The following is a 24,952-nucleotide window of genomic DNA, read 5'->3' on the forward strand; positions in this document are numbered from 1 at the left end:
TTCTTTTTTGCGTACTATTCGATTGGCTTATATAGTCAAAACATCTGAGGCCGAAAATGCCTTGTATTTTGTGAGCCAATTTTGTACGAAATTGGACTGGGGATAATCCGATTGGGAACACCAAAAAAAGAGAACCGTGTTACACGACGCCAGAAACGAAACCGCCTTGCGTTGATCGAAGCTGGCCGCGAAGTAATGTCAAAAAAAGGAATAGACGCCGCCACCATGCAAGAGATCGCAGACGCTGCAGATCTTGGTGCCGGCACTATCTACAGCTATTTTCGCTCCAAAGAAGACCTAGCAATTGCCGTTATCGAATCGTTGATGTCCAACCTTGCTGTCCGCATTGACCAAGTGACCAATACCTTTAACGATCCAGCCCGAGTATATGCATATGGCATCCGCACAGTGCTTAACACGGCTTGCCAGGATGAGCGCTGGAAGCAACTCTTGTATCGATCTGAAGTCATTTCTAAAGCCATTTATAGCTGCTTTGGTCCGTTCGCAATTCGCGATCTGGATAACGCCAGCAAGGCAGGCCGGTTCCAGATCGCCGATACCGATCTGAACTGGCGACTGACCTCCTATGCCATAGTGGGGGTTGCCATCGCCATCACCAGCGGCGAATTGACACAGGACAGTATCGACCAGGCCGTAATTCGCTTACTGTGCATGGCTGGTCTCGAAGAGCCACAAGCGATGGAATTGGCCAACCTCCCCTGCCCGCCCCTTGCACCAGAATAACTGCGCCGCCAATTCGTTACCCACCGATCATGTGTATAGAATTCAGGATCTGCGGAAATGATGAGTAGTTCAGAGGGACTGTTGATATATTTCTAAAACAAAGGAAAAGCGACTCATCTAAAATCGAAGGACATGTGATCAATCTCGACTTGCAGGCACCTCAGCTGCCAACACTGAACAATAATACAGGGACGGAGAGATGTATTTCATAAGTATTTCTTAAAAGTACTCGCAGTCACCGCCACGCTCAGTGCAAACAGCGTGGCAAATGGCAGTACGACAAATGTAGGATGCAGGCTGAATGGCAGGGCGAGATAGGTGACCCAGGCCAACACCACCAGGGGAAGTGCCGCCTTCTTGGCATAGTGGTAGACAAACGAGCTCTCCCGGCCCCCGCCCCATCGTCGCAGATCCCGTTGCACCAACCCATCGACGAGGGCCAGCAGGCTGAACAGCAGGAAGACCGGCATCGCCAGGATAAGGATCGCCAGACGCACCGAGAACAGCTGGGTGATTTGCATCATCGCGATCACGAACTCCGCGGTGGGACGGTAGTACTTGTGCAGCGTGGGCCTGAGTCCCGTCTCGCCCTGCAGTGGCGCGGGAGTAACCCAGTGGATGAGGTCCACGAACCGGGTCACCTCGAACAGGTAGTGATAGGTGTTATCGGCAACCCGTTTGGCGAAGCGTGCCGGGTCGGAGGTGATGACGCTTCTCCTGAAATCGGTGTCCAGATAGCCGATCTCCCGGGAGAGCATGGCCCGGCTATGTTCGAGGCCCTCATCCGGCCACCAGAGCAGCATGCCGGCCCATTCGATGATGATCGAGAACAGGAGCGAGAGCAGCAGCCACTGGATGATCCTGGCCAGGGCGCCGAGGCTTTTCGCGATCAGCCCTTCCTGAACCACCCGGCGGCGTGGGTCGGTCACGGTTTCAGCCATTCGGGACCTCCTGCCCTGTGGTGGTTGCGGGTTTCGTTACCTCCGACACGGCCACCCACCAGGGCTCCTCGATCCGATACCAGTGATCGTTGGTGATGTAGGTCCGCTCCATTTCGTTGGCGATCTCGCTGAGTGTGGCCGGCATGCCGGCATCGATTGTCGGCAGGGGCATACGGATCTTCCAGAGCTGCCCACCCTCCAGAAGCGCAAAGGCCTGCCCCTTGGGCAGGGCGATCAATTCAGCCGGCGTGAGCATCGGCACTTCGGAGACGCTGATACGATCCTCGTTGCGGGACTTGAAATCGACGCCTGATCCGGGTTCTGAGGAGTCATCCACCCCGGAGACACTCATCAGGGTGAACACCTCGACCTTGGGCAGCTGGTCGGTCAGCATCTCTGCGGTGGCGAGCTCCTTGACCCGCAGCATGATCAGGGTGTTGAAGTTGCCCGCCACCTGCCCGGCCTTGGCTCGACTGCCGATGCGCGCCTCGACATCGGACCAGGTCTGGGTATAGGCCGTGACCTGGAAACCGGCGCCGCCGGCCTTGTTCAACAGCGGGATGAACTCATCACCGATCAGCTCGTTGAACTCATCGGCGTGCATGGAGATGGTCGGCAAGGGGGGCGGACTGGCTCCGGCGGCCTTGATCGGATCGGCCTCCACGCCGTGTTTGTAGATATGTCCGGCCACTGAGACCAGGTCGGCGAACATGGAGTTACCGACCGCACTGGCGACGGTGGTATCGGTCAGGGCATCGAGACCAACATAGACAATACCCTTGCGACGGATGACATCCATCCACTCGAAGATGGGCCGGGGATCGGCTTCATTCAGATAATCCGGCGAGATCAGCTCGGCAATCTTGCCGGTGGTCAGCTTCTCCATCAGCGGCCCCACGGAGCTGACGATCTTGTCGAAGTAGGTCTTGTCGTACTTGAACGCCGACACCAGACCGTCGAGTACCGGATCGTAGAGGTCCCGCTCCTGCAGATGGCGCATCAGTGCGATGGCCTCCAGGTTGCGGCCGCGCAGCGAGTTGGGCAGGTTACGCTCCTTGGTATTGGCGGCGATATCGGCCACCTTCTCTCGCCAATCCTCCTCCCCGTGGCGGCGCAGGTGCGCCCGTGCATACTCCATGAACAGTGGCTCGATGTCGTTGATGTAGCGACGCACCTGTTGATAGTCCGGTCGCCGGTTCAACGCCACCAGGGCGCGGGCGATGATGTTGACGAAGCGCCAGGCGAACTCCTTGAACGCCGCCGAGTTGCCCTCGCTCGGGAGCTGGTTGGCAACTCGAGTGGCGACCTCGGTGATGCGGGAGAAGTTGCCGATGGCGTTGTAGCGGGCCGAGACCTCGGGAAAACCGAGATGGAACATATAGAAGGCCTTGGCCCGCCCCGCCCGCCTGGCCTCGGCATAGACCCGGCGCAACAGATCGGCATCTCCCTTGGGGTCGAAGACGATCACCACATCGCCGCGTCGGATATCCTGGGCAATGAGTATCTCGGCGAGCCGCGTCTTGCCGACACGGGTGGTGCCCAGCACCAGGGTATGACCGACCCGCTCACCGATATCCATCCAGACATCCTGCTCGTCGGGCTCCACGGCGTGCAGGGCCGGCTTGCCGCCGACCGGCGGCAACGGCGCCAGGGGATTCCAGCCGCTACGGGTGCGCAGGAAGCGGGCCAGTAGACCCAGCACGGCGACCGACTCCCACGCCACCTCCTTGCGACGCGCCCATCGATACAGACGCCCCGGTTGAACGTAGCCCTGGACCTCGGGCCGGAGGGTATCCCGCAGGCGCTGCGTATGCTGCTGGGACCAGCGAAAGCCCTTGCCGAGAAACAGCTTGTGGCGACTGAGCGGGATCTTGGCGGCGGCTAGTCGATAGGTGGGTAGGCGGCGCATATTGCGCTGATAACGCATCACCCGCCAGGCTTGGCGGGCCCGAATCATACCGATCAGGGCCAGTGTCGCCCCGGCGCCATAGGCGATGCCCGGAGGCATCATCAAGGCCCAGGGGGCGAGTACCGCGATGAGCGCCGTGGCGAACGCCACCAGCGTCGACCACAGCTCCACAGGTTGGCGCAGCAGCGCCTCGATGGGATGCCGGCTCACTGCTCGATGCCCTGGGCGGTAATCAATACCGGGTAGTGCGTGAGGTTCAGGGCGGTTGCGATATCCACCGCGGAGGCCGGCATGATGGGCAAGCCACCGGACAGGCTGGCGATGGCCTGCAGATCCGCCCGCGTTTCCGCCTGTACCAGCATACCCACCGCGCCCATAGATTTGAGGCGATCGCGATGTTGCAGGAGCCACTGCCTGGATGCGGGATCGGAACCGATGAGAAAGAACGGCCGGGCAAACCTCCGATCTTGCGACCTCGCCCGTACCGGCCCCGGACTCAGGCCGGGGGAGCGAATCGGCAACAGGGCCTGGACGTCCGCCGCGCCCTGCCGGGGCGTGTTGATCGGCGGATCTTCGGTTGCTGGCTCGGTACGCTCCAGTATCTCCAGATAGGGCGCCAGAGTCCGGGTATCACCAGTGTCGTAAATCACCGTGACGCCCGACCACACCGGCACGGCTATTAGCACCAGGCCGGTCAGCGCCCACCTATAGAACGATTTATGCGATCGTTTCATCATCGCACAGTGCTACCTGTTTGACGCCAGCCGTTGCCAGTGCCCCGCCACCCGTATCCGATAGCGTTCCGCACGAGCCTTGTTACCGGGGGAGTGATAGCAGCCGACGCCAGCCCACCAGTCACGCCGCCGCTCGAAGCAGTCCCGCAGGATCCGGGCCGCCACCCGCAAGTTGTGATAGGGATCCAGTGCCTGCCAGGTATCCCCCAGTTTGTCCTGGTGGAAGCGCCAGTTCACTTGCATCAGACCGATGTCGATGGAGCGTTTTCCTCCGGCGATTGACTGACTCAGGGCCTCCCAGGCGGCTACACGCGAGGGGAAGAGATGGCTGCGGCCGGCGACATTCAGGGTCCAAGGCCAGGGTTGGCGCACCCCCTCCTCGCTTTTTCCCACACCGCTTTCCGCCAGGGCGATGGCATAGAGCACGGTATACGGGACACCGTATTCCGCTGCGATGAGGCGATAACCGCTGGGGATAGACGATCCGCCCCACCCGGCCGTCGGCCAGAGGATCCCGTGGACGGCCACCCAGCAGACGAACAGGCGGTACGGTAGGCATACGCTCATAACGCCGAGGGGCGCAGTGGCGACAGCGCCTCATCGCGTAGACGCAGCAGGTAGGGGGACTCCTCCTTTCCTTGGGTGAGCCGCTGCAATGCACCCGCCTCGTGGTTCAGGGTGATCCGGCGGCTGCGCACCCATGCCGGATCGATCCCGTGAGCGGCGGCCCATGCGCGCACCGCCGGGTCATCACCGGGTTTCACGCCGGTGATGTAGATGTCGATACCGGCCAGGTCATCAACGCGCTTGCGCAACCTGTTCCACAAGGCGTCACAGGCCGGGCAATCCGGCCGGGTGAAGAACAACACCCGATCGGACGACTGCAGGGCACCCTTGCTGTCGCCAGGCCCGGGCAGGCGGGCGGGATCGATCAGGGGCTCATCCGGATAGAGGCGTTTACCGGCCTCATCATAGGCGTGCTGGAAGGCCAGTATCCGACCCACGTCCTCGCGCATGGCATGGACCCAGCGCTCGGCATAGCGACGACGCTCGGTCTCATCCCGGGCATGGATCCCCAGGACTTCGATGGGTGAGATGGTCGCTGGACTGATGCTGGCGCGGATGCCCTGCATCAACTGCTTGTAACGATGCCACTCCTGCGGCGACAGGTCCCAGGCACGTGATCGCGCCAACTCGGTCGGGGTCAGTCTGTACTCGTCTGTCGCCGACAGGTCGGTTTCGGTTTGGCTCATCCGTGTACCGGACAGTTCGATGGCAAATGCCGAGCCCATCATCAGGAGAGCCAGGAAAGCCGTTATGCGTTTCGCGCCGTTACTCATCCCGGCAACCTCCTTCACAGTCACGGGCATCGGCGTTTTCTGCCGTGACCGGCTGCTTTTTTATACGACTCAGATCCCGGTAGATCACGTCGTGCAGCGCCACTTGGCATGCCAACCGTTGCCGGTAGCCATCATTCATTGCGGCAGGTTCTTCGCTTCCCTGCTCCGATGGGCCGCCCACCGCTGCAGGGGCCTCCATCGTAAGGGAAGGCTTCTCTTCGCCCGGGTCCGTCGCCGTGTCGGACGAGAAGACACCCAACAACAAGAGCATCACAATCAACGGTTCCATGGGCATTACCTCTCTGGCGAACCCGAATAGTCCTGACCGTCGGGACTCCGAAACGCAATCCGACCTTGCTGCCGGTCGATACGCACGACCTGCCAACCGGAGCGCTGCTCCCCTTCTCGCAGGAAGACGATATGTCCGTTCTGGGAGACGGCGACATAGTCGGCATCATCCCAGCGGTCGATGGCCTCGATCTGGAATGGCGGCACACTAGCTGCCGGTTTGCGTTGTGCCGGCACCCGCTTTTTGCTGGCGATCCTGAGTCCCTGTAACTCCTTGGCGATCCCCTGTAACCGGGATTGGGTATCGGCAATGCGTTGATTCAGCGTTTCATTACCCTGGTGCAACGCCGCGATCGATGCCTGAATCTCGCGGATACCGTCAGCCAGACTCGCCAACTCAGTGTTCGTGCCTGTCCGTTCGTTCCTCAGGGAGTCGAACCCTTGGCGGATCTGTCCGGACAATCCTTCGATACCGTGCTCGATCGCCGCAAACGCTGTGTCGGTCGGTGATGGATCCTTGCTAATGCGCATTCCGCTGAGAGTGGCTCCCTCCTCCACCCCTTCATCCAGTGCAGCATGCTGCTTGATGACGGACGCCTCGTGCTGCCCACCAACCGGATCTAGCAGGATCACCAATACACCAAGGGTGAGCGCGCCGATGACGACAGCCGTCAGCAGGATCTTTGTCGGTGACCTTCTCTTACCCGGCTTCTCTGCCGTTTCATGGCCGGTGTCCTGGATCCGGGGCGACGGCGATCCATACTGCAGTTCATCCTCCATCTCGTGGGCCCTCCTTTATCCAACTCGAATCGATAGTCTGCGCAGCACCCTTCGCCAACGGACACAACTCGAATGAGATCAGCCGATGCTGGGGATCCTGCACCAGTCGGAAGGCGGGGCCCGCCAGCATTTCCAGGGCGCGGCGCAGGACAATGGGGCCGAACGCTCGATGCACAGCGGGCAGTGGCAAGGCCAACAGGTCGACGGTATCCGCATTCATCGCCTCCATCGCCTGCAACCGGTAGCCACTACGCAGGAGGAGGTAGCGCACCGCCTCACCCACCGTCTGCACAGACTCCGGGATCCGGACCGTGATGATCGCGGCCAGCAGATCGGCCTGGGCGACTGTCGCCACGGGGGGCAGGGTCGAATATCGCCCGACCTGCACCTCATCGGCATCCGCCGATGCATCGGCCGGGACGCATACCCCGCCCAGCCCCATCGCAAGCGCGAATAACGGTCGGGCAATGGCAAAGGGTGCTCTCTTCATAGTGAAACCAGGATCATGGGTTTGGGCATTGGGATGCTCACGCTTTTGGAGCCGCTATCATTGCGCCCCGTCTCGATGCTTGAAACGGTAAATCGATGCGATCACCCGCGCGCTTTTCCGGCCACCGGTTAGCGGCCAAGATAAATCGCGCTGACCTGCTCTCGTTCATGCCCCAGTTCCCGGCTGATGGTCTGGCGCGCCTGATGATCCATCCGCCTCTGTTCCGGCGTCATCGCCTTGATGCCGGGACCGCCCGCCGCGGGCGCCGGCCAACCGGTGAGTTCCCGGTAGCGCTGTTGGGCGTAGGCGTGGCGCAGGCCGTGCATCCTGGAGAGTCCGGCGTTGGCGGTATGCCGCTCGTAGACCCTGAGCTGTTGCCGGTAGTTGCGCGCACTGGGTATCAAGGAGCCGTTCCCGGCCAGGTGCCGGGCACGATCGAGGACCCTGCGCTGGGCATCATTTTTCAGCGGGATAACCCGCGCCTTGCCACCCTTGGTCCAGCTCGCCTTCAGTCGGATATGATCCCCCTGGTCCGCAAAGCTCGGTTGAAACTTGATCGCCTCTTCGCGTCGCAGCCCGAAGGCCTGCTGCAGTTCCAGGCTCATGCGGACATGCTGATCACGCACCTGTTCTAGATCTACCGCGGTCACCGTCCGCGCCTTAGAGTCGTTGCTCACGAATTGCCGATCCGGAATGCCGTAGTGATCATTTGACCGGGCCACGACGTTCCGGCGATCAACCTTTTGCGCCCACCAGCGAATCACCGTCAGGCGATTCTTGATGGCCCCGGTCGATAGCGCACTTTGTTGCCACTGCTGGACCAATGCCTCGACATGTTTTGGTTTCAGCGACCGCGCATTCATCCTTCGATAACCCAGCCCGTGGAGTTGATTGGCGATCAGGGTCAATTGCCGCTCCCGATCCGCCTGGGTCCGGTAGCTGCCGTCGCGATTCCGCCGGCAGAGTTGTTTGAGTTGGTAGTTCAGCTCTCTCACAGTGTGCTCGCTTTCAGGTAAGTGTTTCTGACAACCCAGGGGCCGTAGCCGTCTGGGAAGAGCAAGGACCGCTTGTCCTGGGGACCTATGCAACTGTGTAAACGCCGAAACAGGACTGTTTCAGCCGGTACGCGGTTACATGGCGGTATCGCTTGCGCTAAAAGTCATGGGACACCACTCCCATTCGACCTGAATGTGCCTGGTCACAGGCAACACGGGTTCCCCCTGTTGGGGTTGGTCCGCGTAGACCAACATGCCCATGGATGGGCATCCTTCGATCGTGGATAGACATCACCTCCTTGGAATTGAGCGGACAGCGTCCGCGGGGTTTAGGGGAAAATGAACGTCGAAGACACCCTACCGGGTGGTCGTCTCGGCTCGTCGCGTGAATGCAGGCTGATGCCTGGGTCAAGAGCAGACCTTGCGGTCCGTATTGGCTGGAAGATGGATCAACGGCCGAAGCCGTAGCGCGTCAAATGATCCGGATGCGCTCAAGCGCCACTGTACCCGCAGTGGCCACGGTTAAATCCGCTGGAATCTGGCCATCGAGGGCGGCAGTATAGGAACGCATCACGTACCCGTCACGGCCAAATCCAGTCGCAAACCCGCACGGTTTCCGGGAGCGTCGCCCTCGTCACTACACCGCTGCGCTCACTAGTGACGAGGGCGCTTCGCTGCAATCCAAGCAGACCGCCAGGCTCACGCCTGTCATGCCGCATGGTAATGACGGTCGGCACGGGCTTGCAGAGCAGAACGGCCTGACCACAGGGACCCACAGGCGCCGCTGAAGCGGCCCCGCCCTTGGCTGCGCGAGTGAAGGGGCTCGCTACGCCGTGTCGGGCAAGGCCTGTGGACTCTGTGGACAGCCCGAATAGTGGTACGTGATGGGTGGTGCGGTAATGTAAGGGTGCGAACAAGCGAAGTGGTTACAGTGTAACCACTCCATTGTCTCAGCTCGGCTTAGACAGTCCGCTCAGATAGCACAGCAAATCTTCACGTGCTCGACGGGCCTTCCTGGTCAGTCGTGGGAAGATGCAGTAGACGCTCGCTGCGCCAGACACGGACAATCCTCACCCGCTGGGGATCGCGCCGGTACACAATGCGAAATGGCGGTTGGATGAGTTCCCGCAGAAAGGACTGATCAAATTCGGGCACCACCCGGCCCAGATCGGGATGGTCGGCTAAGGCCTGGACGCGCTGGAAGACTTCCGCCACCAGCCTCGCCCCAACATCAGGTACCCCTTGCTCGGCATACCAGGCTCGGACCGCCTCGAGATCGCGAAGCGCGGATTCAGCAAAACTGATGGTCACTGTGGGCATGTAACGACTAAAGACCGAGCCGCGCCTTGGCCTCGTCGAGGGATACCTCGCGCCCCGCCTCCAAGTCCGCCAGCCCTGCGATCACTGCGCGCATGAAGGCCCGCTCTTCCTCGGCTTTCTCGTAATCAGCGACCGACTGGACCACCGCGACACCCCGACCCCGGCTGGTCAGCAACACGGGTCGGTGAGCCTCTGTGGTGTGCTTCACCACGCGGCCCGGGTTCACCTTCAGATCCGTCAAGGGAACCAAATCCTCGGAAAATTTGATAGTCATGATTGCCTCCACAAAAACCTGTAATAAGTACTAACAATAGCACCTGTTATATGGACCCTCAATAGGTCTCTTAATATAGAATGGGGTTGGGGATAAGGTGTCGCGCTGACCTGCCCCTTCCGCCAAGACTTCATAGAAATCAGACGCACGAGGCTGTGACCCTGTTACAAGCGCACCTCGCCACAGTACGGTATTTTGGAATAGGAATATTGATACCAACCCAAATACAGAATATAATTCTTAGCTAGTTTTCACCACCAATCAGGGATGATCTGACATGTCAAATTGGACGACAATGGAAATCTGCTTTATTGCAATGCTGGGCGCAGCATCGATGCCGACATTCATAGCGACAGTCTGGATTGCAGTACTGTTAGTGATCGTATTTTTGGGGCCGAAAATCCATCCGGTTTTTGCGGATCGAGATATTAAACCTGGGCAGAATTCTTGACCACTACTGGCCCCAGCCCTCGGCACCTGTCAATTGAGAATCGGCTATTTCCCATTACTGGTTAACGCGGCCACCGCTGGAGGGCTCGCTCTACCCGCCTCCAATGCTGTTCCACCCGTGCCGACGCGAGTTCTTCGCTCTTATACAGCGACAGCATCTCCAGCCGACATTGTGGCGCGCAGGTTCCGACAACAGCGGTCTTGAGTACCCGCTTGACGGGCTGGCGCAACACGAAACGATCCACCCACCATGGAGATCCGAGCGAAGTAACGGCCAGCATATGGCGGAGGTGATTCAGCCGCGGCGTAATACGGCCGTACTCATCCGCATGGTCATACGCCACACCTGGCGCCCACACCCGATCAAACCAGCCCTTGAGGATGGCGGGAAACCCAAACCACCAAGTGGGGAACACCAACACGATGGCTTCCGCAACCAGTAGCCGTTCAATCTGCTCTGATACCTGCTGGGCAGAGTAAGGGCCCACGTAGTAACTGCGCCGTTCGGCTTCTGTAAGGGAAGCACCAAAACCCTCACCGTAGAGGTCTTCCACCTCAATCGCGTGCCCTGCGCCCTCAAGCACTCGGACGGCACGCTCCGCGAGAGCTGAACACAGGCTTTCTGAAAGCGGATGGGCTTTTACTACAAGGCACTTCATTTGATTGCTGGTTCCTCTTTGTCAATTGACGCTAACACCAAGCTCAACGAAGAATTCTCGCCATTTGAAGGATTCCCTCCTCGCGTGCTGTAATGATAAAACCCAGCCGCTCATACAAGCACCTTGCGGGGTTATCCGAAAATGTCGTAAGCCGAATAACTTCTCTGTCATACCGCTTCAATAGTTGCTCAAGGATCTCAGTGCCCATACCCCTGCCGTGCAGGAAAGGCGACAACTGGATATTTTCAATGTATATCCCTTGATCATCGCGTTTCATGCTCAGATAGCCAACTCTTCGCTCATTCATAATCACAATGGAGACGTTTCCAGGATTGAATCCTTTGCGAAATTCAGCTGGAACCCATCCGCCCCAATGGCGACAGAATAGATCATGCATGTTCCGCTTAGTGAGCCTGTAACAGTACTGATAGTCTGCGTCGCAGGCGGGACGGATTGAATATTTCATTCGCACACCAATGATAATCCTGTAGCCCAACGGCGCTAATCTGCCGTGCGGCTTTCTGCGTCGGCTTTATTAGCTTCGTTATGTGAGCCCTCGATACCAGAGATATTTGAAAAGTCGATAATTGTCGGCAGCTTAATAAGCCCTGACTGTACTATTGCAAAAATCACAGCGATTATAGTTAGCCAGAGCATCTTTCTTTGAAGCTTCACGGCTTCGGTATGGCGCCTTTCGTCTTCTTCGTATTTTTCGATCGTGCTAATAGCCTCGCCGGAAACAACATATTCACTGTTTACTTTTCTCAGTTCACCCGACGATACGAGAGAGTCCAGATAGAGTTCAAGTTTTTTGTGCTGCACTTCCCAAGACGGATGCGAAAACAATCTCATGGAATAGAGCTTGGACATTAAATCAAGAGAATCAATTCCGTCATGCGCGCTATCCAATTGATCTTCCATCATCAATCGCAGAAGTTCCATTCTCCTCTTTGTAACGAGTTTACGTTTATTGAAAAAATACTGAAAGGTACTATCTATGTATCGATATATATGAATCTTGAGGTAAATGAGCTTTGTAAGGTACTGCCAGGCAGCATCATAAATACTGTCATATATGACTTCAGATAGACCATAATAATGCGTAATTCTTAAAGTCCCATTCTTCAAGTCTGAAATGGGGATAGTGGCTTTGTCGGCGTAAGACTTTCCATCATATTTTAGCCCGATCAGAACATCGCCACTAATTGCGGTCGCGACAAAATACGGTGAATCACTTTGATCTAGAGCTACCACATAGCAATTCACTTCTTCCCCTTTCTTGCCAGAGCGGGGAATTTGTGATTCACATACCCTATTGATAAGACGTGGCAGTAACCACCTATATATGAGTTCCTTTATCAAAGCTAAATCCTACTGTTCAGCAAACGCATACCACCCGCAATAAACTACGTAAGAAACGAGTGTTCGGCGGCCGCAGGAAGCGAATTTAATAGCCTCGCTAGAAGGCTTTCTGCGCCATTCGTTGGTGTAGTTGATTGATCTCATCTTCGCCCAGTGTTGGGAAGAGCTGGGCACCGAGGGACATGTTTATGCTCACTCCTCCATTTTCCCAATACCCAGGCTCCATCTTCAAAGCACACCATAAAGCCGCCAACGCCTTGTCGCGTGTGCAGAAAGTTATGCTGCCGATACCGAGCCCATTTGCTATAGCAAGATACTCCAAGGCCCTTAGGTCGCTGATTGTATTGTGCGCTCTCTTTTCATCGTAGTATTCAGTTGGTTTTATGATTCGTCTACCAATCGATTGTTCGTTTCCGTCGCGAGACTCATACAGACAGGACAGCGCTACGATAAGTGGTAGAGAAAAAACTTCCAACCCGGAACTAGAACAAAGTGAAAAAAGATTATCCTCAACACTCCGCAGTTCGGATGATTTATTTCGCCGCGCCAGCAGTGAAGCCGCGCCAACTAAGAACGCTCGTTCGTTTTCGTACCTTACTGTCAAATCTTCGACCGTTGAGTAAGCTGCTTGATAAGCATCTTGGACGAAGTTTACGACCTGGGCGTTGGGTAGGTGCTTACGGATGTATTCGCACGCAGTATCAAAAGAAGCACAGAACTCTTCGTAAGAAGGAACCGCACCTTCCTCCCCCTCAAGTGCACACAATACCGGATTTAGTATACACTGCGACCTGTTCAAGAAGCTTAGCCACCATCTGTTTGCTTCGGCATCTTGACGAGTACTAAGGCCAGAAACAGACGACAGAACACTCAAAATATTCCGATCGATTAGAAGCATACCGCTGAATGCGAGCGAAAGCGGATAATAACCTCCGATCACCAGCGCATAAGCATTGACGGGATGATCGAATTGAAGCGTTAATTTGATGCGAACTTTGTCCATCCTCGCTTTTCTCTGCTTACGCGGCGGAGATACCGGATTGGAATCGTATTCAGCATCCTGCCAAGCCGATATTTCTTATATCTCAACAGGCTACCAGACAATGAGGGTGGGAGGAAATAGTTTCTTTACTGTGCCGGAAGATTGGAATTTATGGGATTGAAATTGCCTTTTCCTGCTGGCAGCGGCCCAATTAAAGCGATAAGCATTACCTTATTCTTAATCACCTCTACATAAACCAGGACCGACAGGTCACTGAACATACTCCATCCATGAGTCACTTCGAAGAAAGGGCCCACCCATTAATCGCCCCGGTTGGCTAAGCCAACCATCCCATCACCAGCAATTAACTGTCAAATCACCCACCCTGATCAGATCCGGAAAGACACGACAGGTGCTCGCCGCGCCACACCCAGACAACCCTCACTCGGTGAGGATCACACCGGTTCATGATCCGAAGAGGAAAACGCCCGGACAAGCGGGGCGTTATAATTGATTACAACGAATGCAACGTGGTTTATTTCACCGCCTTGAATCCATCAATGGCGTAGTCGACCCGCCCTGGAACGGGCCAGCCTCAGCCCGCACCATGACCTGATGCTTCCGATGCTTCCATTGCCATGCGATAGGCATGATCCAGATCGCCCCAGTCGATGCTGCCGCCGCGCTCTGTCCCGCGGCGGAAGGCTTCCACCAGCAAATGGGCGGTCTGAAAAGCCGCGTCCCGGCGGCGAAGCGCTTTGATGCTGGCGTCGGGTTCCGGCCAGTCCCCTGCCACTTCCGACTCTACGGTAAACTCCAGTGGGATACCCGCATCTCCGAATTCCCCAATGTCATCGTATAGCCACGAGACTTCTGCCTTGTCCTGCCAGATATCACTCTGATCAAACAGTTCACTGGCCCTGGCAATAGCGACATCAGGGCTTTCGGCTCGAAGTCGACCCTGACCCAGTGTTCGTAGGGCAATGCATATTGAATGATGTATTTCATCCTGGCTCTTCTGATGGTTGATCAAGGGGAGAGACCATCCCCACCCGGGAGAAGATCTCCCCGGTGGGTTTGGCTTTGAACTCGAGTCTTAGACTCGATGAAATGAAACGAGGGTACTGAAACGGGTCTCAGTCCTCGTTTGGCAACAAGATGGTGATCACTGGCTCGCCTCGATCACCCGGCCCGATGACCACCTTCAGCTGGGCGAGTTCCGACTTCCTGGTATGCCCGTCACGGGGGACCCGATAGAGCGTGAACGGCAGCCGGTCGACCTGGCCCGTATGGGTACGAATGGCATGGGAGGCCATGAATAGCACATCCCATAAGCGCCCGGACTGATCCTGAGGAACCTGCCTGTTGCTGTCATCCGCCGACCAGTCCACACAATCGGACCAGGCGGCGGTGGTCATGGCCACCGGCAGCTTAAACCCAGCTTCCTGCGCCATGTCACCCACATCGATCAGCACACCGTCGTCGATGGCCTGAGCCCGGGTATAGGTGGAGATAACCTCGCCGAAAAACGAATCAGCGTTGCGGTCATTTGAAGCGTTGGACATAGTGTTTCTCCTTGGTGGAATTAACACCGGGTCACACCGCCTTCCCTACCGGGAAAGTGGATGCTTTCCCGGCAAGGTTTGTAAAAAATGCCGCGTGTCAGAGCAAGCCGCGTTCAGCGAACGAGACGCTCTCACCCGCGGTAACCACGAAGTGGTCGAGCACGCGCACGTCAACCAGTGCAAGTGCCTCTATCAGCCGGCGGGTGATCATCTCGTCCGCCTGGCTGGGTTCCGCTACCCCGGAGGGGTGGTTGTGGTAAAAGACCATGGCGGCCGCGTTCGCCTCCATGGCCTGTTGCACTACAACGCGCGGGTGGACCGACGCACCATCGATGGTGCCCTGAAATAACTCACGCACGGCAATGATCCGATGTCGGTTATCCAGGAACAGCGCACCGAATACCTCGTTTCGGTATTCGGCCAGTCGAAGACGCAGGAAATCCCGTGTCTGCGCCGGGCTGCTCAAGGCTCTTCCGGCACGATGTCTGACCGCCAATACCTTCATCGCCAGTATCACCACCGATTGCTTTTCAACGTCATTGAGCTGCGACGGGTTGAGACCGGCGAACCGGTCGTCTGTAGGGTTCATGATTGATCTCCTCGCATGGACAGGGAGACCAGACCCATGGGGGAGTGATCCCCCGGGGTGGGTTGAGTGATGGCCGGATAACAGCGTTATCCGGCCTTATGTGGATTCAAGATGTGGAATCAAGCAGCGCTCTCTTGCTCCTTGAAAAACGGCTGACCGTCAACCTTGGCCCACCAGATGCGCAGCAAACGGGCCTTCAGACTGACACCGGTCTGGCCGGCCTTGTCACCGTGCTTGTGGGTGAAGGATTCCGCGCTCAGGTCACTGAGTGTGAATCCGACCAGCACCTTCAATTTGCCCTCCACGGCCGGTTTGAGCTGGCTTACCACCTGCTGCGCCTTCTTGCCGGACACGGGACACTCGAAGTGAGCGTAATGGACGTCGTCGACGCTACCGTGCAAAGCGGTAATGGTGACACTCAGAAAAGGCGTACCCTTTTCCGGTTTCACCTCACGGACACGATTGAGATAACCGATGCCGCTGGTGTGAAGATCAAAATACTTGTTACTTTCGTTGCTGGACATAGCACTTGCTCCTTCAGGTTGGTTTAATCCGGAGCGAGCGCATCCCTGACGGGAAGGCTTCCCCGGCAGGGTTTGTGAATAATGGAAACGACAAGGTTTCCGTAAAGTGGGACCGGGGCTTTCGCCGCAACGCCTGTCGCACGGTCCTAAGGCGTCTGGTTTGTCACTGAGACCGCAGTGACCACGTATAAAACCGTTTCAGGCCACGTCCGACGCTTCGCAGACGTATTGCAGGTACTTCAGCATGCCGCGTGCGTTGGCGAAGGCCGGGTGTTCGGCAATGGTCTGATTGGGGAACCAATCGGCGATATGCCCGGCCAGGGCAACAGCTCCACCGCCGACGAACAGCACCTGGTCCAGCTCCACGCCCAGGCCAAGCTGTCGACGGGTCTCCGCATGGAGCCGTTCCACGAGTTCCCGTTTGGCGATATCCACCAATTGGGCGACATCGTAATCCTTGCCGTGCAGGCGTACGGCGCCAGTTTCGACGGCGTGCGAGAGGAGTTGCTCACCAACCTGCTCCAGGTCGAAACGCTCCTGGATGCCATTGGCTACATGCTGCTTCACGTCTAACAGCCCCCCCAGCAGGGAGCCCGACGAGGCGTGAACCACACCCTGATCCTTCACCACCACGTAGTCCGTGGTGCGCCCACCGATATCCACGATGGCGATCGGCACCGCCAGTCGTGCTTCGTCGAGGACGACCTGTTCCGCCTGGTTGACGATGACATGGTCGTACCACGCCGCCAGCGCCTCCGGGATCACTTCAACGAACGCGATCGCCGCCGGTAGCCGCTCCATCCGCGGGTGAACCGCCTGCTTCAGGCTGAGGCGCTTTTTCTCGATACCGACCAGGCGCCGCTCGCCGTTCATTTTGTAGAAGGCGCTGACCGGGAGTCCGGAAACCGCGTGAACCGATCGGCCGGCCAGGCCCGCCTCCTGCAGGGCGTGCTGTACGATGACGCGATTCAGGCCGGTGGTGGGATAGCCCTCGAACTGAGTGGGTGACCCATCGACGGCGCCTACCGAATAGACGGCCCCGTCGGTTTCATATTCGAAGATGCGTTGCCGGCCGGTGTGGATCCAAGTGACACCGGACTTACCGAGCCTGGCCCGGGATGGAATGGCGATCAGCCTGCCATCCGGCAGCGCGACCTTGGTAAAGGCGTACCCATCATCGAGCCCCACCGGGATGGGGGTCATCGTATTGGCCTCCGACATCATTGCTCCTCCGTTCGTGAACTGTTCACTCATATCCTCGTGCTCAACCGATCACCTTTCTCAATCCGGCAAATGGCTTGGCCTGATGCCCCTTGACGCCCGTTTCCGCCGCCATGGCGATCGGCGTGGTCGGCGTGCCGGATGGCGGCGCAGATTTCACCAGCCAGGCGGCGAACGGGGAGCTTGGCTGATTACTCGCCCTGCCCTGCCCTTGCTGTGGTCCGGTCGATTGCGAATGGGGTTCATCCCGTATCACCCGCAAGGTCTGGCACTCATGCCGGAACCCTTGAACCAGGAGACCGCGTAGCCACTCCTGACGCCGCGCGGGTGGAATCCGCTCCAGCCTATTGAGAACAAGCGCCTCCAGCGCAACCCGTGGATCGAGCTCAAGCGCGATGCGCCCGTCTCCCGTTGCTTTAGCCATTGGCTGCCGGACCTATCCGTACGATTCCGTTGTCACGGGATTATGGCGAGAGGAGTGCTGCACACCAGGGAAAATCAGGTACTGCCCATGTCGTCATTCCGTGCCTCCGAATCACTTTCCGTCGGCGCCGCCTCCACGGACTGGAGACGGATGTGCCGGGCCGCCGCTGCGGGGAATTGGACTTTGCGGGGCATCAACGGCGCCTGGTCCGTACCGTTCAATACCGCTTCCGGGACCTCCCCCATGACCTGACGGGCGCGGTTTGCGTTGGCGGTCCCCTGTTTCAGTGCCACGCGATCGACACCCAGGAAGTGATAACCCTGGGGTAGCGCGAAGGCGCCGCGGATCTTGCGCGCACAACCATTGAGCAGGGCCTCCATTGATGGGCTCGGCAGGAGCCCCACATGGTGGGCGGTCAACAGCGTGCGCACGAAGGTGTCGTACTCGGCGACCATCTGGGCGCCCCGATAGGCATAGGGATTGGCAAACCGCAAGGCGACCCGATAGGGCTTGAGCGACTTTGCCACCGCGACCTCCAAGGCGCTGAGTTGGTCGAGCCGCGCGTCCAATGTCGCCTGCTCGGCCGCAACCAGATCGCGGACCCGCTCGAGCACCTCATGCACCTGGATCAACCACCAGTCCGCATAAGGGTCGTCATTTCGGGCGGCCTGCCAAATCACCCGCAGTCGGTCGGCAAATCCCACCAGGCCGATGATCGCGGGCTTGCCTGCCGTGCCGTTGCGTCCGCGAATCAACCGTTGCGCCTGCCGCGTCTGCACCGTCAACCAGACCTGCCCGCGCAGTGCACCGGGTCCGGTATCGACGGTCGCCTCCTTCGGGCTCTGGGCGCTACCCTGCTCTGGATCTGATCTACCGGAATTCATGGGGCATATCCTTCATCCTGTTGGCCTTGAATGCGTCCATCATCAATCCATGTCCGGGGCCGACAGACAAGCGGTTATCCGTGCGTAAGGTTGCGTGGTTGATGGGACAGGAGGATATTCCTGGATGCGTATCGGGAGGCATGCCGGGAGTGGTTACACTGTAACCACTTTGGCTTGGGTCTCGCGTCAGCGCGGCTTGCTGTCCCTATCGGCCAGTGTCGGCATCTTCAGCGATCGCCGTATCGCATCGAGTCGTTTTTGACCTGCCGCCAGAGTGTTGTGACGATTGGCGGCATCCTCCGGACCTGGCGCCTCTTGTATCTGGCGTCTGGAGCGCTCCAGCGCACGGGCTATTCGCTCGTCATGCACCTTGATGCCCAGGTTGGGGATGAACTCCCCCTGTTTCGCGGCCCGACACAGGGCGTGCAGAAAGCGCAGTTCGTCATACAGCGGGCGCATGCCCTTCTGCTCCGAACGCAACCGCCCCTCCAGTTCATCAAGGATCGACTGGCGTACGTCTGCCGGCACGGTGTTGAGATAGCGATCCGCCAGGGCGCGCTGATTCTCTGACAGCCGCCGGGGGTAGATCAGCGCCGCCTCGGTATCCGCGTGGCTGAAAATTTTTGTCGCTTCGGTTGTTTCTGTAGTAGTTGTATTTATATAACTACTACTACAACTACCCGCCTTCGATTTTTGTGGGTACAAATTTTGAGGGCGGTTTTCATCCGTCTTCGAATTTTGGTCCTGGTGATCCGGATCCTTTTCCACCACCCCGTTTCGCAGCCGGCCCATCACCTTCGCGCTGAAGGCGAAATAGCGTCGAGGCAGATCCCGCTGGATCACTTCCACGGCCTGTACGCGACGATCCAACGGATGTTGCACGGCACAGATATCGATACCCTCGTGGATATCTTCATCGATCGTATCCAGCACCCCGCGGGCGACCAGGCGCACCCGCGCATGATGATGCGTCAGTGACTGGCGCAGGAAGTTCATGTAATCGGGGTCCAGATGCAGGGCATCCGCCAGCGGTAATGGCTCATCATGCAGGGCATAGACATTGCCACCGAAGCGGCCACTTGTCGCCCGCAGTCGCGCGCACAGGGTCAGCCAGCGGGTAGCGCGCAGAATGGCGATGGCCCTGGAGATGGTCGAGGTGGAAGCGACGTTGGTCTTTCTGGCGAGGTATTCATAGCTTGGAAACGCGGTGGTGTTGCCCATCTCATGGGCCTGCAACAGGATGACCATCCACACTAGCTTGTCCACCGGCTCGAGCACCGGATCCTGCACCACCAGCGTCGGAAACGCCTGATGCCGGTTCCCCATGAACAACATGGTATCGGTATGGAGGCTCCCCGGCGCCTGTTGTGCGCGATCGATGGTCGCCTGGATCAGTGCGTCGAGTGCGTGGGTCTCGGGTCGGAGGCCACGCGGACCCTCAGCCATCCGAGCACGCCCGCTCCGAGGCACGGGGGTTGCATTGGCCGGACAGATCACCGTATTGATTCCAGCGCTGCGTCAGGTTCCAGATGCCCCGCATCGCGATGCCGGTTTCCCGGTGGATGGCGAGGTACTCATTCGGCGAAAGCGGACCATCCCGTTGATCACCTACTCGCTGCACCCAGACGCCCCAGAGTTGGTTCGAACTCGCTTCGTCGGGTTCCGCCGGTCGGCCGACGGAGGGATCCACGGTCAACAGGCGGCGCAGTCGGGTGTATTCCCGGGAGCCCAGACCGAACAGCGTCTGCATCATCTCCAAAGGCGCATCCGCTACGATCAGCTGCTGCTGCAGTTCTTCGGACTCACGCTGCCGGCGCAGATGCTCGACCATCGGCCAGTAGACGTCGCGATTGAGGCCGATATCCAGGCAGTGGGCACGCAACGATTCGATACGGTAGAGATCGGCCAGATTCATTTCACGCAGCGCCTCGATCTCACGCGGGCCGAAATTCATGTTGCGTAGCGCCGATTGATCCCCTTCCGCCAGACAGCGGATCGCGTACATCAGCACGGCCGTGACCAGGTCGGATTCTTTTGTCCCGTCCATCACATCTCCCCCCAGAGTCGAACTTGTGTATCCACCGCCGTGCGGTGAATGAGGCGGTAGGTGTCCATCAGGTGGAGTAGATCCTGCCAGTCCTGGTCGCCGAGTTGGCGCCAGAGCCGGTAAGCGGTGTGTCCCGGATCTAGCGTCCAGACGCTATTGAACAGCAGGCCGGCATCCTGATTATCCAGCGCCTGGCGAAGAATCGAGTCATCGGACAGGGTGGCGACCACTGCTTCCAGCGGTGCCACGGTCATCTCCGCACAGGCCGCCAGATGCCACCACAGCATGGAGACCTGGCCCAGGGTGTCGGCATCGAGTTGATCGGCCAGTGACGGATCCGGTACATCGCGAAGGATGAACCCGAGCCCCTTGCCGGAGAGAGGCGCCACCAGGTCGGCAATGCCGTTGCGCTGCGCAAGCCGCGCTGCCAGTGTCCAGGCCCTGGCGCGTAGTGATTTGAGATCCGTGGCAGGAGGGTTGCTCGGCGTGATCGACCGGGGCAGCGGATCCGGGGCAGGATCGGCTGATGACTTGCTCGAAGGTTCCGGCGGCGTGTCCTTATCCCCGGCCGGTGCAGCGGACGCCACTTTGAGCACGGCAGGTGCCTTCTCTCCAACTGGCTCGTCGGGTGTGTCATTCGTAGTGCGTACCGCCTTGGCCGCGTCTGGATCTACCGCCGAAATACCTGCCGAGGTATCAACCTCGCTGGGTGATACAGCAACCGGCACCGGAGCTGGCGTTGGAGCATCGATAACGCTCCCGAGCAGGTGCGCATCCAGTTCCACGCGAATGGCATGGATGCTCAGTTCGAGCGCTTCCGCGATCTCTGTCTCGATGGCACTGCGCAGCGAGTCGAGATCCCACTCGATCCCGTCGTATCGGCCACACAAGGCGGCGAACACGTCGTCGAAACTTTGATCATCGCCCAGACCACGCTGCTTCCAAATTTGGCGGGCGGCCCGGTCCAGGGCACGGATGCGTTCCACCTGCGGCCTGCCCAAGCCGGACTGCAAGGCCTGTGGAATCACCGGGAGCAAGGTGTGGACCGCGTAGCCCATCTGAGAGATCAGCCCGTGACTCAGGCTGTAGCCGCGACCCCGGAGCAGCGTCGCGAGCTGCCGCTGCGACAGGTTGTCCCTTCCCGTCTCCTGCTCAAGCAACTGCTTGGCTTCGAAGACGGCCCGCGCCTTGTCGATGAAACTCAATGCCCCGCGCAGATCGTTTTCCCGGAGATGCGCCAGCAGCACACTCGACTCCTGGCTCCATGGCTTGACCAGACAATCGACCCAGTAGAATCGATCCTCCCCCGTCTCCTCGTACAACGCCCGCAGAATCTGAAGCCGTGTATTACCACCGGCGCCTACCACATAATCCGACTCACCAGGTCGACAGGTGACCACCAGCGGTTGATCCATGCCATCGATGCGGATCGAGGCCTTGATACGATCATATTCCGGATTCTCACCGCGCCGCGGATTGTGTTCATAGGCCTTGATGCGCGTGATCTCCAACAGCATTAGTTGTGGCGCATCAGCCTTCTCAGACCGGCCGGGTTTGCCCGGGGTCCTTGAGTCAGTGGGTTGGTTGTCCGCGGTGGGTTTACTCATCTTCCAATGCCGGCGTTTCGTATTCGCCCGCCTCCTCACCGACGCCAAAGAAGATTTCGGGATGCCGAACCAGGCTATCCCTGAGCACCATTTTCAGCCGGCCCTGGGTACCTTGGGCGACTCGATGGGTCATCCGCTCGATCCGGGTCGCCAGCAAGGCGCTGGCATACCGGTGCCTCCCGGCCAGTTGGTACAGGTATGAAACCGAGTCATTGCAGACCCTGGCTACCTCCGCGCGTTCCCTTTTAGTGGCGGCTTTCAGGAATTGTTTTAGCTCCATGCGGAGAAACATTAGCACCGTGCTTATTGACAGACAACAAACAGGAAGAAAAATATGTTTATCTTTGTGCTAAATTTTTGGCATCGACTGGTGCTATACTATTTAGCATGAAGCGAAAACATGAACACATCAGGCTACAAAATCTTGAGCAGCTCATTACCGAAGCAGGCTCGGCGGTCAAGCTTGCCCGCCTGGTCGGCACCAACAGCTCGTACCTCAGCCAGCTCCGCAACCGGATGCCGACCAAGAAAGGGACACCGCGTGGAATAGGAGACGATCTGGCGGTAAAGCTCGAACGCGGCATGAGGAAGCCCGTGGGCTGGATGGATGAACCCCACGAAGAAGCGCCACGACAACCACCGGCCGGCACTCCGGAAAACAACGCCGAACCCGGTCCGGATATTCGTGGCCTGCATCCGCTCATATCCTGGGTACAGGCGGGTGAGTGGTCGGAGATCTCCGAGGGCTACGTTCCGCCCTACGAAAGCGAGTTACTCCCTTGCCCGGTAGCCTGCAGCGACGAGACCTTTGTACTGCGTGTTCGCGGCTCCAGTATGGAACCCCGATTTCACGAGGGCGATCTGATCTTTGTCGACCCCACTGTCGCCGCGGTGAATGGGAGGTTCGTGGTGGTTCAGCTCGAAGAGCCCAACGAAGCAACCTTCAAGCAGTTGGTCATTGAGGGAGACCGACAATATCTGAAGGCACTGAATCCGGACTGGCCGAACCGCATCATCGAAGTCAACGAAGCGGCCACGATCTGTGGCGTCGTGATATTCAAGGGGGAGATGGTATAACCATTGCTGGCGCCTCAAGCCCCAATGACGGACTTGTAGGTCCAGCACAGACTCTCTCCCCTTGTGCCCCAGGCCACCAAGCTGATCTGGTGAAAAGTTTATCACTTTGCTAAGCATTCTCTTTTGCCCTAAACATTAGCTCAATGCTAACGTTTCTTCCTGCATACAACCCAGATCCAGAATACGCACTACCAAAACCGAGGGAGGACCTATGGGCGATGGATATCGAACCCTTGATCTGAACCAAGCCGCTGCATTTTTGCACATGTCACCCGCTGTACTACGCCAAAAGGCCTGTGCTGGAATCATCAAAGGGGCAAAGCCTGGGAAGTGTTGGGTTTTCTTGGAAAATGACCTTGCTGACTACTTGCATTCGCTTTACTCTAACCGAGGGCAAGCGCCGCAAAGTGACAGGGTACAGGAGAAAAAGCCATGTCACTCTTCAAACGCGGCAACATCTGGTGGGTGCGATTTAGCACCCCCAGCGGCCAGCAAATACGCAAGTCTGCTAAAACTGCCAACAAACAGTTAGCGCAGGAATACCATGACCGACTGAAAGCCGGTTATTGGCGAGTCTCCAAACTTGGAGAAAAGCCTCGCCGAAAATGGGAAGAAGCGGTTGAACGCTGGCTGATCGAAAAACAGGGTGAGAAGGTCACCCTGGTTGATGATATCGGCCATCTGCGTCGGGTACACCCCCATCTGTATAGCCGATACCTGGATGAAATTGACAGGGAGGTATTGGACGATTTAACACAATCGCGGTTGTCCGACGGCGTTTCCAATGCAACCGTTAACCGGATGCTTGAAGTTGTTCGGGCCATACTCAGGCGCGCCGAGCGCGAATGGGATTGGCTGGAACGTACTCCACACATTCGGATGATGCCGGAAGCAAAGCGCCGTATTCGGTGGTTGACGAGAGAGGAAGCAAGGCGTTTGTTATCCGAGCTTCCCGATCACTTGGCAGCGATGGCGAGATTTGCACTTGCGACCGGTTTGAGAGAAGCCAATGTGGTTAAACTCGAATGGTCCCAAGTCGATCTGGATCGCCGATGTGCATGGATACACGCCGACCAAGCGAAGGCTCGAAAGGCTATCCCTGTACCGCTGAATGCCGAAGCCATACAGGTGCTCAGACAGCAAAAAGGAAAACACTCAACCCGCGTGTTTACCTATAAAGGCAAACCTGTCACCAAGGCTAATAACCATGCCTGGCGCAAAGCACTTGCCAGAGCCGGAATAAAGGACTTCCGGTGGCATGATTTACGGCATACCTGGGCAAGTTGGCATGTCCAGCAGGGAACACCGTTATATGTCCTACAAGAATTGGGCGGCTGGTCCGATCATGAAATGGTCCGCAGATATGCTCATTTGTCCGTAGAACATCTGGCGGAGTATGCAGACAAGCTTTCCGAGACCCGGCTGGATAGCACAAATCTAGCACAGTCGCCAAACTGGAAAGAAAAAAAGCGGCAGGCTGATCGCCTAACCGCTTGATTTTTCTTACTAAAATGGCGCGCCCGGAAGGATTCGAACCTCCGACCACCTGGTTCGTAGCCAGGTACTCTATCCAGCTGAGCTACGGGCGCTTAACTTTGGAGCGCGAATTCTGAAGATTTTCTGCCCCTTTGTCAACTACATAGCTGACTATAATAATGGCGGAGAGCGAGGGATTAGCTCCCTGCGGTCGCTGTGCTACGCACTGCGTGCTCCGCGATCGAACCTTCCTTATGAATCGAGGGTTCG

The 24,952-nt window shown here is 58.0% G+C and carries 30 protein-coding genes and 1 tRNA gene; 4 read left to right on the forward strand and 27 right to left on the reverse strand.

Annotated features, from left to right (window positions below):
* The first annotated feature begins 111 nt into the window (after positions 1-111).
* On the forward strand, positions 112-744 hold the full coding sequence (locus A3GO_RS0115205; RefSeq protein ID WP_245621753.1) for a TetR/AcrR family transcriptional regulator: 633 nt from the start codon (positions 112-114) through the stop codon (positions 742-744).
* A gap of 206 nt (positions 745-950) precedes the next feature.
* Here A3GO_RS0115205 and A3GO_RS0115210 read toward each other — a convergent pair whose 3' ends face one another.
* The 26 genes from A3GO_RS0115210 to A3GO_RS0115350 all read right to left on the reverse strand — a co-directional run bounded on the left by A3GO_RS0115210 (position 951) and on the right by A3GO_RS0115350 (position 22,409).
* Entirely contained in the window at positions 951-1,685 is a 735-nt protein-coding gene (locus tag A3GO_RS0115210; RefSeq protein WP_051302421.1) for a TIGR03747 family integrating conjugative element membrane protein, read from the reverse strand.
* Positions 1,678-3,804, reverse strand: a complete 2,127-nt coding sequence (gene traD, locus A3GO_RS0115215) for a type IV conjugative transfer system coupling protein TraD (RefSeq protein WP_029134135.1) — start codon at positions 3,802-3,804, stop codon at positions 1,678-1,680. Before traD ends, A3GO_RS0115210 begins: the two co-directional genes overlap by 8 nt.
* The gene (locus A3GO_RS0115220; RefSeq protein ID WP_051302423.1) at positions 3,801-4,331 is read right to left on the reverse strand and encodes an integrating conjugative element protein; all 531 of its coding nucleotides are present in this window, start codon (positions 4,329-4,331) and stop codon (positions 3,801-3,803) included. The genes traD and A3GO_RS0115220 overlap by 4 nt, the downstream gene beginning before the upstream one ends.
* 9 nt (positions 4,332-4,340) lie before the next feature.
* Positions 4,341-4,895, reverse strand: a complete 555-nt coding sequence (locus A3GO_RS0115225) for a lytic transglycosylase domain-containing protein (protein WP_245621754.1) — start codon at positions 4,893-4,895, stop codon at positions 4,341-4,343.
* Complete coding sequence (locus A3GO_RS0115230) at positions 4,892-5,668, reverse strand: TIGR03759 family integrating conjugative element protein (protein WP_029134138.1); 777 nt, start codon at positions 5,666-5,668, stop codon at positions 4,892-4,894. Before A3GO_RS0115230 ends, A3GO_RS0115225 begins: the two co-directional genes overlap by 4 nt.
* Positions 5,661-5,957 (reverse strand): hypothetical protein, encoded by a 297-nt coding sequence (locus tag A3GO_RS0115235; RefSeq protein ID WP_157606837.1) that lies wholly within the window; start codon positions 5,955-5,957, stop codon positions 5,661-5,663. The genes A3GO_RS0115230 and A3GO_RS0115235 overlap by 8 nt, the downstream gene beginning before the upstream one ends.
* Positions 5,958-5,962: 5 nt before the next feature.
* On the reverse strand, positions 5,963-6,736 hold the full coding sequence (locus A3GO_RS0115240) for a coiled-coil domain-containing protein (protein ID WP_029134140.1): 774 nt from the start codon (positions 6,734-6,736) through the stop codon (positions 5,963-5,965).
* On the reverse strand, positions 6,726-7,226 hold the full coding sequence (gene pilL2 / locus A3GO_RS25435; RefSeq protein WP_051302425.1) for a PFGI-1 class ICE element type IV pilus protein PilL2: 501 nt from the start codon (positions 7,224-7,226) through the stop codon (positions 6,726-6,728). The genes A3GO_RS0115240 and pilL2 overlap by 11 nt, the downstream gene beginning before the upstream one ends.
* A 128-nt stretch (positions 7,227-7,354) precedes the next feature.
* Positions 7,355-8,221: a phage integrase N-terminal domain-containing protein gene (locus A3GO_RS0115250; protein ID WP_029134141.1), complete on the reverse strand. Its 867-nt coding sequence runs from the start codon at positions 8,219-8,221 to the stop codon at positions 7,355-7,357.
* A gap of 993 nt (positions 8,222-9,214) precedes the next feature.
* Positions 9,215-9,541 (reverse strand): type II toxin-antitoxin system RelE/ParE family toxin, encoded by a 327-nt coding sequence (locus A3GO_RS0115265; protein ID WP_029134142.1) that lies wholly within the window; start codon positions 9,539-9,541, stop codon positions 9,215-9,217.
* A 7-nt stretch (positions 9,542-9,548) separates the two neighbouring features.
* Positions 9,549-9,815: a type II toxin-antitoxin system Phd/YefM family antitoxin gene (locus tag A3GO_RS0115270; protein ID WP_029134143.1), complete on the reverse strand. Its 267-nt coding sequence runs from the start codon at positions 9,813-9,815 to the stop codon at positions 9,549-9,551.
* Positions 9,816-10,327: 512 nt separating this feature from the next.
* Entirely contained in the window at positions 10,328-10,924 is a 597-nt protein-coding gene (locus A3GO_RS0115275) for an NAD(P)H-dependent oxidoreductase (protein WP_029134144.1), read from the reverse strand.
* Between the two features lie 43 nt (positions 10,925-10,967).
* Positions 10,968-11,390 carry a GNAT family N-acetyltransferase gene (locus A3GO_RS26880; RefSeq protein ID WP_029134145.1) on the reverse strand — a complete coding sequence of 141 codons (423 nt, stop codon included), beginning with the start codon at positions 11,388-11,390 and terminating at the stop codon, positions 10,968-10,970.
* Between the two features lie 35 nt (positions 11,391-11,425).
* Positions 11,426-12,286: a hypothetical protein gene (locus A3GO_RS0115285; protein ID WP_029134146.1), complete on the reverse strand. Its 861-nt coding sequence runs from the start codon at positions 12,284-12,286 to the stop codon at positions 11,426-11,428.
* A 97-nt stretch (positions 12,287-12,383) separates the two neighbouring features.
* Positions 12,384-13,289, reverse strand: coding sequence for a hypothetical protein (locus A3GO_RS0115290; RefSeq protein WP_029134147.1), 906 nt, complete (start codon positions 13,287-13,289; stop codon positions 12,384-12,386).
* A 574-nt stretch (positions 13,290-13,863) separates the two neighbouring features.
* A complete protein-coding gene (locus A3GO_RS0115300; RefSeq protein ID WP_029134148.1) occupies positions 13,864-14,301 on the reverse strand; it encodes a hypothetical protein in 438 nt (145 codons plus the stop codon).
* Positions 14,302-14,404: 103 nt separating this feature from the next.
* Positions 14,405-14,833 (reverse strand): DUF6573 family protein, encoded by a 429-nt coding sequence (locus A3GO_RS0115305; protein WP_029134149.1) that lies wholly within the window; start codon positions 14,831-14,833, stop codon positions 14,405-14,407.
* Between the two features lie 97 nt (positions 14,834-14,930).
* The gene (gene radC / locus A3GO_RS0115310; RefSeq protein WP_037375585.1) at positions 14,931-15,422 is read right to left on the reverse strand and encodes a RadC family protein; all 492 of its coding nucleotides are present in this window, start codon (positions 15,420-15,422) and stop codon (positions 14,931-14,933) included.
* A gap of 119 nt (positions 15,423-15,541) precedes the next feature.
* Complete coding sequence (locus A3GO_RS0115315) at positions 15,542-15,946, reverse strand: DUF3577 domain-containing protein (RefSeq protein ID WP_029134151.1); 405 nt, start codon at positions 15,944-15,946, stop codon at positions 15,542-15,544.
* 198 nt (positions 15,947-16,144) lie between these two features.
* Positions 16,145-17,200 (reverse strand): ParM/StbA family protein, encoded by a 1,056-nt coding sequence (gene parM / locus A3GO_RS0115320; protein WP_037375587.1) that lies wholly within the window; start codon positions 17,198-17,200, stop codon positions 16,145-16,147.
* 10 nt (positions 17,201-17,210) lie between these two features.
* Positions 17,211-17,591, reverse strand: coding sequence for a hypothetical protein (locus A3GO_RS0115325; RefSeq protein WP_029134153.1), 381 nt, complete (start codon positions 17,589-17,591; stop codon positions 17,211-17,213).
* Positions 17,592-17,665: 74 nt separating this feature from the next.
* Complete coding sequence (locus A3GO_RS24080) at positions 17,666-18,475, reverse strand: PFL_4669 family integrating conjugative element protein (RefSeq protein WP_084610134.1); 810 nt, start codon at positions 18,473-18,475, stop codon at positions 17,666-17,668.
* Between the two features lie 186 nt (positions 18,476-18,661).
* Positions 18,662-19,921, reverse strand: coding sequence for an STY4528 family pathogenicity island replication protein (locus A3GO_RS24085; RefSeq protein ID WP_051302427.1), 1,260 nt, complete (start codon positions 19,919-19,921; stop codon positions 18,662-18,664).
* Positions 19,914-20,522, reverse strand: coding sequence for a DUF2857 domain-containing protein (locus A3GO_RS24090; protein WP_051302430.1), 609 nt, complete (start codon positions 20,520-20,522; stop codon positions 19,914-19,916). The genes A3GO_RS24085 and A3GO_RS24090 overlap by 8 nt, the downstream gene beginning before the upstream one ends.
* The gene (locus A3GO_RS0115345; RefSeq protein WP_245621755.1) at positions 20,522-22,129 is read right to left on the reverse strand and encodes a ParB family protein; all 1,608 of its coding nucleotides are present in this window, start codon (positions 22,127-22,129) and stop codon (positions 20,522-20,524) included. Before A3GO_RS0115345 ends, A3GO_RS24090 begins: the two co-directional genes overlap by 1 nt.
* On the reverse strand, positions 22,122-22,409 hold the full coding sequence (locus A3GO_RS0115350) for a hypothetical protein (protein WP_245621756.1): 288 nt from the start codon (positions 22,407-22,409) through the stop codon (positions 22,122-22,124). The genes A3GO_RS0115345 and A3GO_RS0115350 overlap by 8 nt, the downstream gene beginning before the upstream one ends.
* A gap of 107 nt (positions 22,410-22,516) precedes the next feature.
* Between A3GO_RS0115350 and A3GO_RS0115355 the strand changes: the two genes are divergently transcribed.
* The 3 genes from A3GO_RS0115355 to A3GO_RS24095 all read left to right on the forward strand — a co-directional run bounded on the left by A3GO_RS0115355 (position 22,517) and on the right by A3GO_RS24095 (position 24,703).
* Entirely contained in the window at positions 22,517-23,206 is a 690-nt protein-coding gene (locus tag A3GO_RS0115355; RefSeq protein WP_029134156.1) for a S24 family peptidase, read from the forward strand.
* A gap of 211 nt (positions 23,207-23,417) precedes the next feature.
* Positions 23,418-23,738: a helix-turn-helix domain-containing protein gene (locus A3GO_RS26885; RefSeq protein ID WP_084610143.1), complete on the forward strand. Its 321-nt coding sequence runs from the start codon at positions 23,418-23,420 to the stop codon at positions 23,736-23,738.
* Complete coding sequence (locus A3GO_RS24095; protein WP_051302432.1) at positions 23,639-24,703, forward strand: tyrosine-type recombinase/integrase; 1,065 nt, start codon at positions 23,639-23,641, stop codon at positions 24,701-24,703. The genes A3GO_RS26885 and A3GO_RS24095 overlap by 100 nt, the downstream gene beginning before the upstream one ends.
* A 15-nt stretch (positions 24,704-24,718) precedes the next feature.
* Here A3GO_RS24095 and A3GO_RS0115365 read toward each other — a convergent pair.
* Positions 24,719-24,795: transfer RNA gene (locus tag A3GO_RS0115365), tRNA-Arg, on the reverse strand.
* Positions 24,796-24,952 lie beyond the last annotated feature (157 nt).

The organism is Sedimenticola selenatireducens DSM 17993 (assembly GCF_000428045.1).
In the GTDB taxonomy this organism is placed as follows: domain Bacteria; phylum Pseudomonadota; class Gammaproteobacteria; order Chromatiales; family Chromatiaceae; genus Sedimenticola; species Sedimenticola selenatireducens.

Excerpts from the sequence above, each read along its gene's own strand:
- A3GO_RS0115210 (WP_051302421.1), bottom strand. The coding sequence starts at position 1,685 with ATGGCTGAAACCGTGACCGACCCACGCCGCCGGGTGGTTCAGGAAGGG.
- A3GO_RS0115220 (WP_051302423.1), bottom strand. The coding sequence starts at position 4,331 with ATGATGAAACGATCGCATAAATCGTTCTATAGGTGGGCGCTGACCGGC.
- A3GO_RS0115225 (WP_245621754.1), bottom strand. The coding sequence starts at position 4,895 with ATGAGCGTATGCCTACCGTACCGCCTGTTCGTCTGCTGGGTGGCCGTC.
- A3GO_RS0115230 (WP_029134138.1), bottom strand. The coding sequence starts at position 5,668 with ATGAGTAACGGCGCGAAACGCATAACGGCTTTCCTGGCTCTCCTGATG.
- A3GO_RS0115235 (WP_157606837.1), bottom strand. The coding sequence starts at position 5,957 with ATGGAACCGTTGATTGTGATGCTCTTGTTGTTGGGTGTCTTCTCGTCC.
- A3GO_RS0115240 (WP_029134140.1), bottom strand. The coding sequence starts at position 6,736 with ATGGAGGATGAACTGCAGTATGGATCGCCGTCGCCCCGGATCCAGGAC.
- pilL2 (WP_051302425.1), bottom strand. The coding sequence starts at position 7,226 with ATGAAGAGAGCACCCTTTGCCATTGCCCGACCGTTATTCGCGCTTGCG.
- A3GO_RS0115265 (WP_029134142.1), bottom strand. The coding sequence starts at position 9,541 with ATGCCCACAGTGACCATCAGTTTTGCTGAATCCGCGCTTCGCGATCTC.
- A3GO_RS0115270 (WP_029134143.1), bottom strand. The coding sequence starts at position 9,815 with ATGACTATCAAATTTTCCGAGGATTTGGTTCCCTTGACGGATCTGAAG.
- A3GO_RS0115275 (WP_029134144.1), bottom strand. The coding sequence starts at position 10,924 with ATGAAGTGCCTTGTAGTAAAAGCCCATCCGCTTTCAGAAAGCCTGTGT.
- A3GO_RS26880 (WP_029134145.1), bottom strand. The coding sequence starts at position 11,390 with ATGAAATATTCAATCCGTCCCGCCTGCGACGCAGACTATCAGTACTGT.
- A3GO_RS0115290 (WP_029134147.1), bottom strand. The coding sequence starts at position 13,289 with ATGGACAAAGTTCGCATCAAATTAACGCTTCAATTCGATCATCCCGTC.
- A3GO_RS0115305 (WP_029134149.1), bottom strand. The coding sequence starts at position 14,833 with ATGTCCAACGCTTCAAATGACCGCAACGCTGATTCGTTTTTCGGCGAG.
- radC (WP_037375585.1), bottom strand. The coding sequence starts at position 15,422 with ATGAACCCTACAGACGACCGGTTCGCCGGTCTCAACCCGTCGCAGCTC.
- A3GO_RS0115315 (WP_029134151.1), bottom strand. The coding sequence starts at position 15,946 with ATGTCCAGCAACGAAAGTAACAAGTATTTTGATCTTCACACCAGCGGC.
- parM (WP_037375587.1), bottom strand. The coding sequence starts at position 17,200 with ATGAGTGAACAGTTCACGAACGGAGGAGCAATGATGTCGGAGGCCAAT.
- A3GO_RS0115325 (WP_029134153.1), bottom strand. The coding sequence starts at position 17,591 with ATGGCTAAAGCAACGGGAGACGGGCGCATCGCGCTTGAGCTCGATCCA.
- A3GO_RS24080 (WP_084610134.1), bottom strand. The coding sequence starts at position 18,475 with ATGAATTCCGGTAGATCAGATCCAGAGCAGGGTAGCGCCCAGAGCCCG.
- A3GO_RS24085 (WP_051302427.1), bottom strand. The coding sequence starts at position 19,921 with ATGGCTGAGGGTCCGCGTGGCCTCCGACCCGAGACCCACGCACTCGAC.
- A3GO_RS24090 (WP_051302430.1), bottom strand. The coding sequence starts at position 20,522 with ATGGACGGGACAAAAGAATCCGACCTGGTCACGGCCGTGCTGATGTAC.
- A3GO_RS0115345 (WP_245621755.1), bottom strand. The coding sequence starts at position 22,129 with ATGAGTAAACCCACCGCGGACAACCAACCCACTGACTCAAGGACCCCG.
- A3GO_RS0115350 (WP_245621756.1), bottom strand. The coding sequence starts at position 22,409 with ATGGAGCTAAAACAATTCCTGAAAGCCGCCACTAAAAGGGAACGCGCG.
- A3GO_RS0115355 (WP_029134156.1), top strand. The coding sequence starts at position 22,517 with ATGAAGCGAAAACATGAACACATCAGGCTACAAAATCTTGAGCAGCTC.
- A3GO_RS26885 (WP_084610143.1), top strand. The coding sequence starts at position 23,418 with ATGGGCGATGGATATCGAACCCTTGATCTGAACCAAGCCGCTGCATTT.
- A3GO_RS24095 (WP_051302432.1), top strand. The coding sequence starts at position 23,639 with ATGTCACTCTTCAAACGCGGCAACATCTGGTGGGTGCGATTTAGCACC.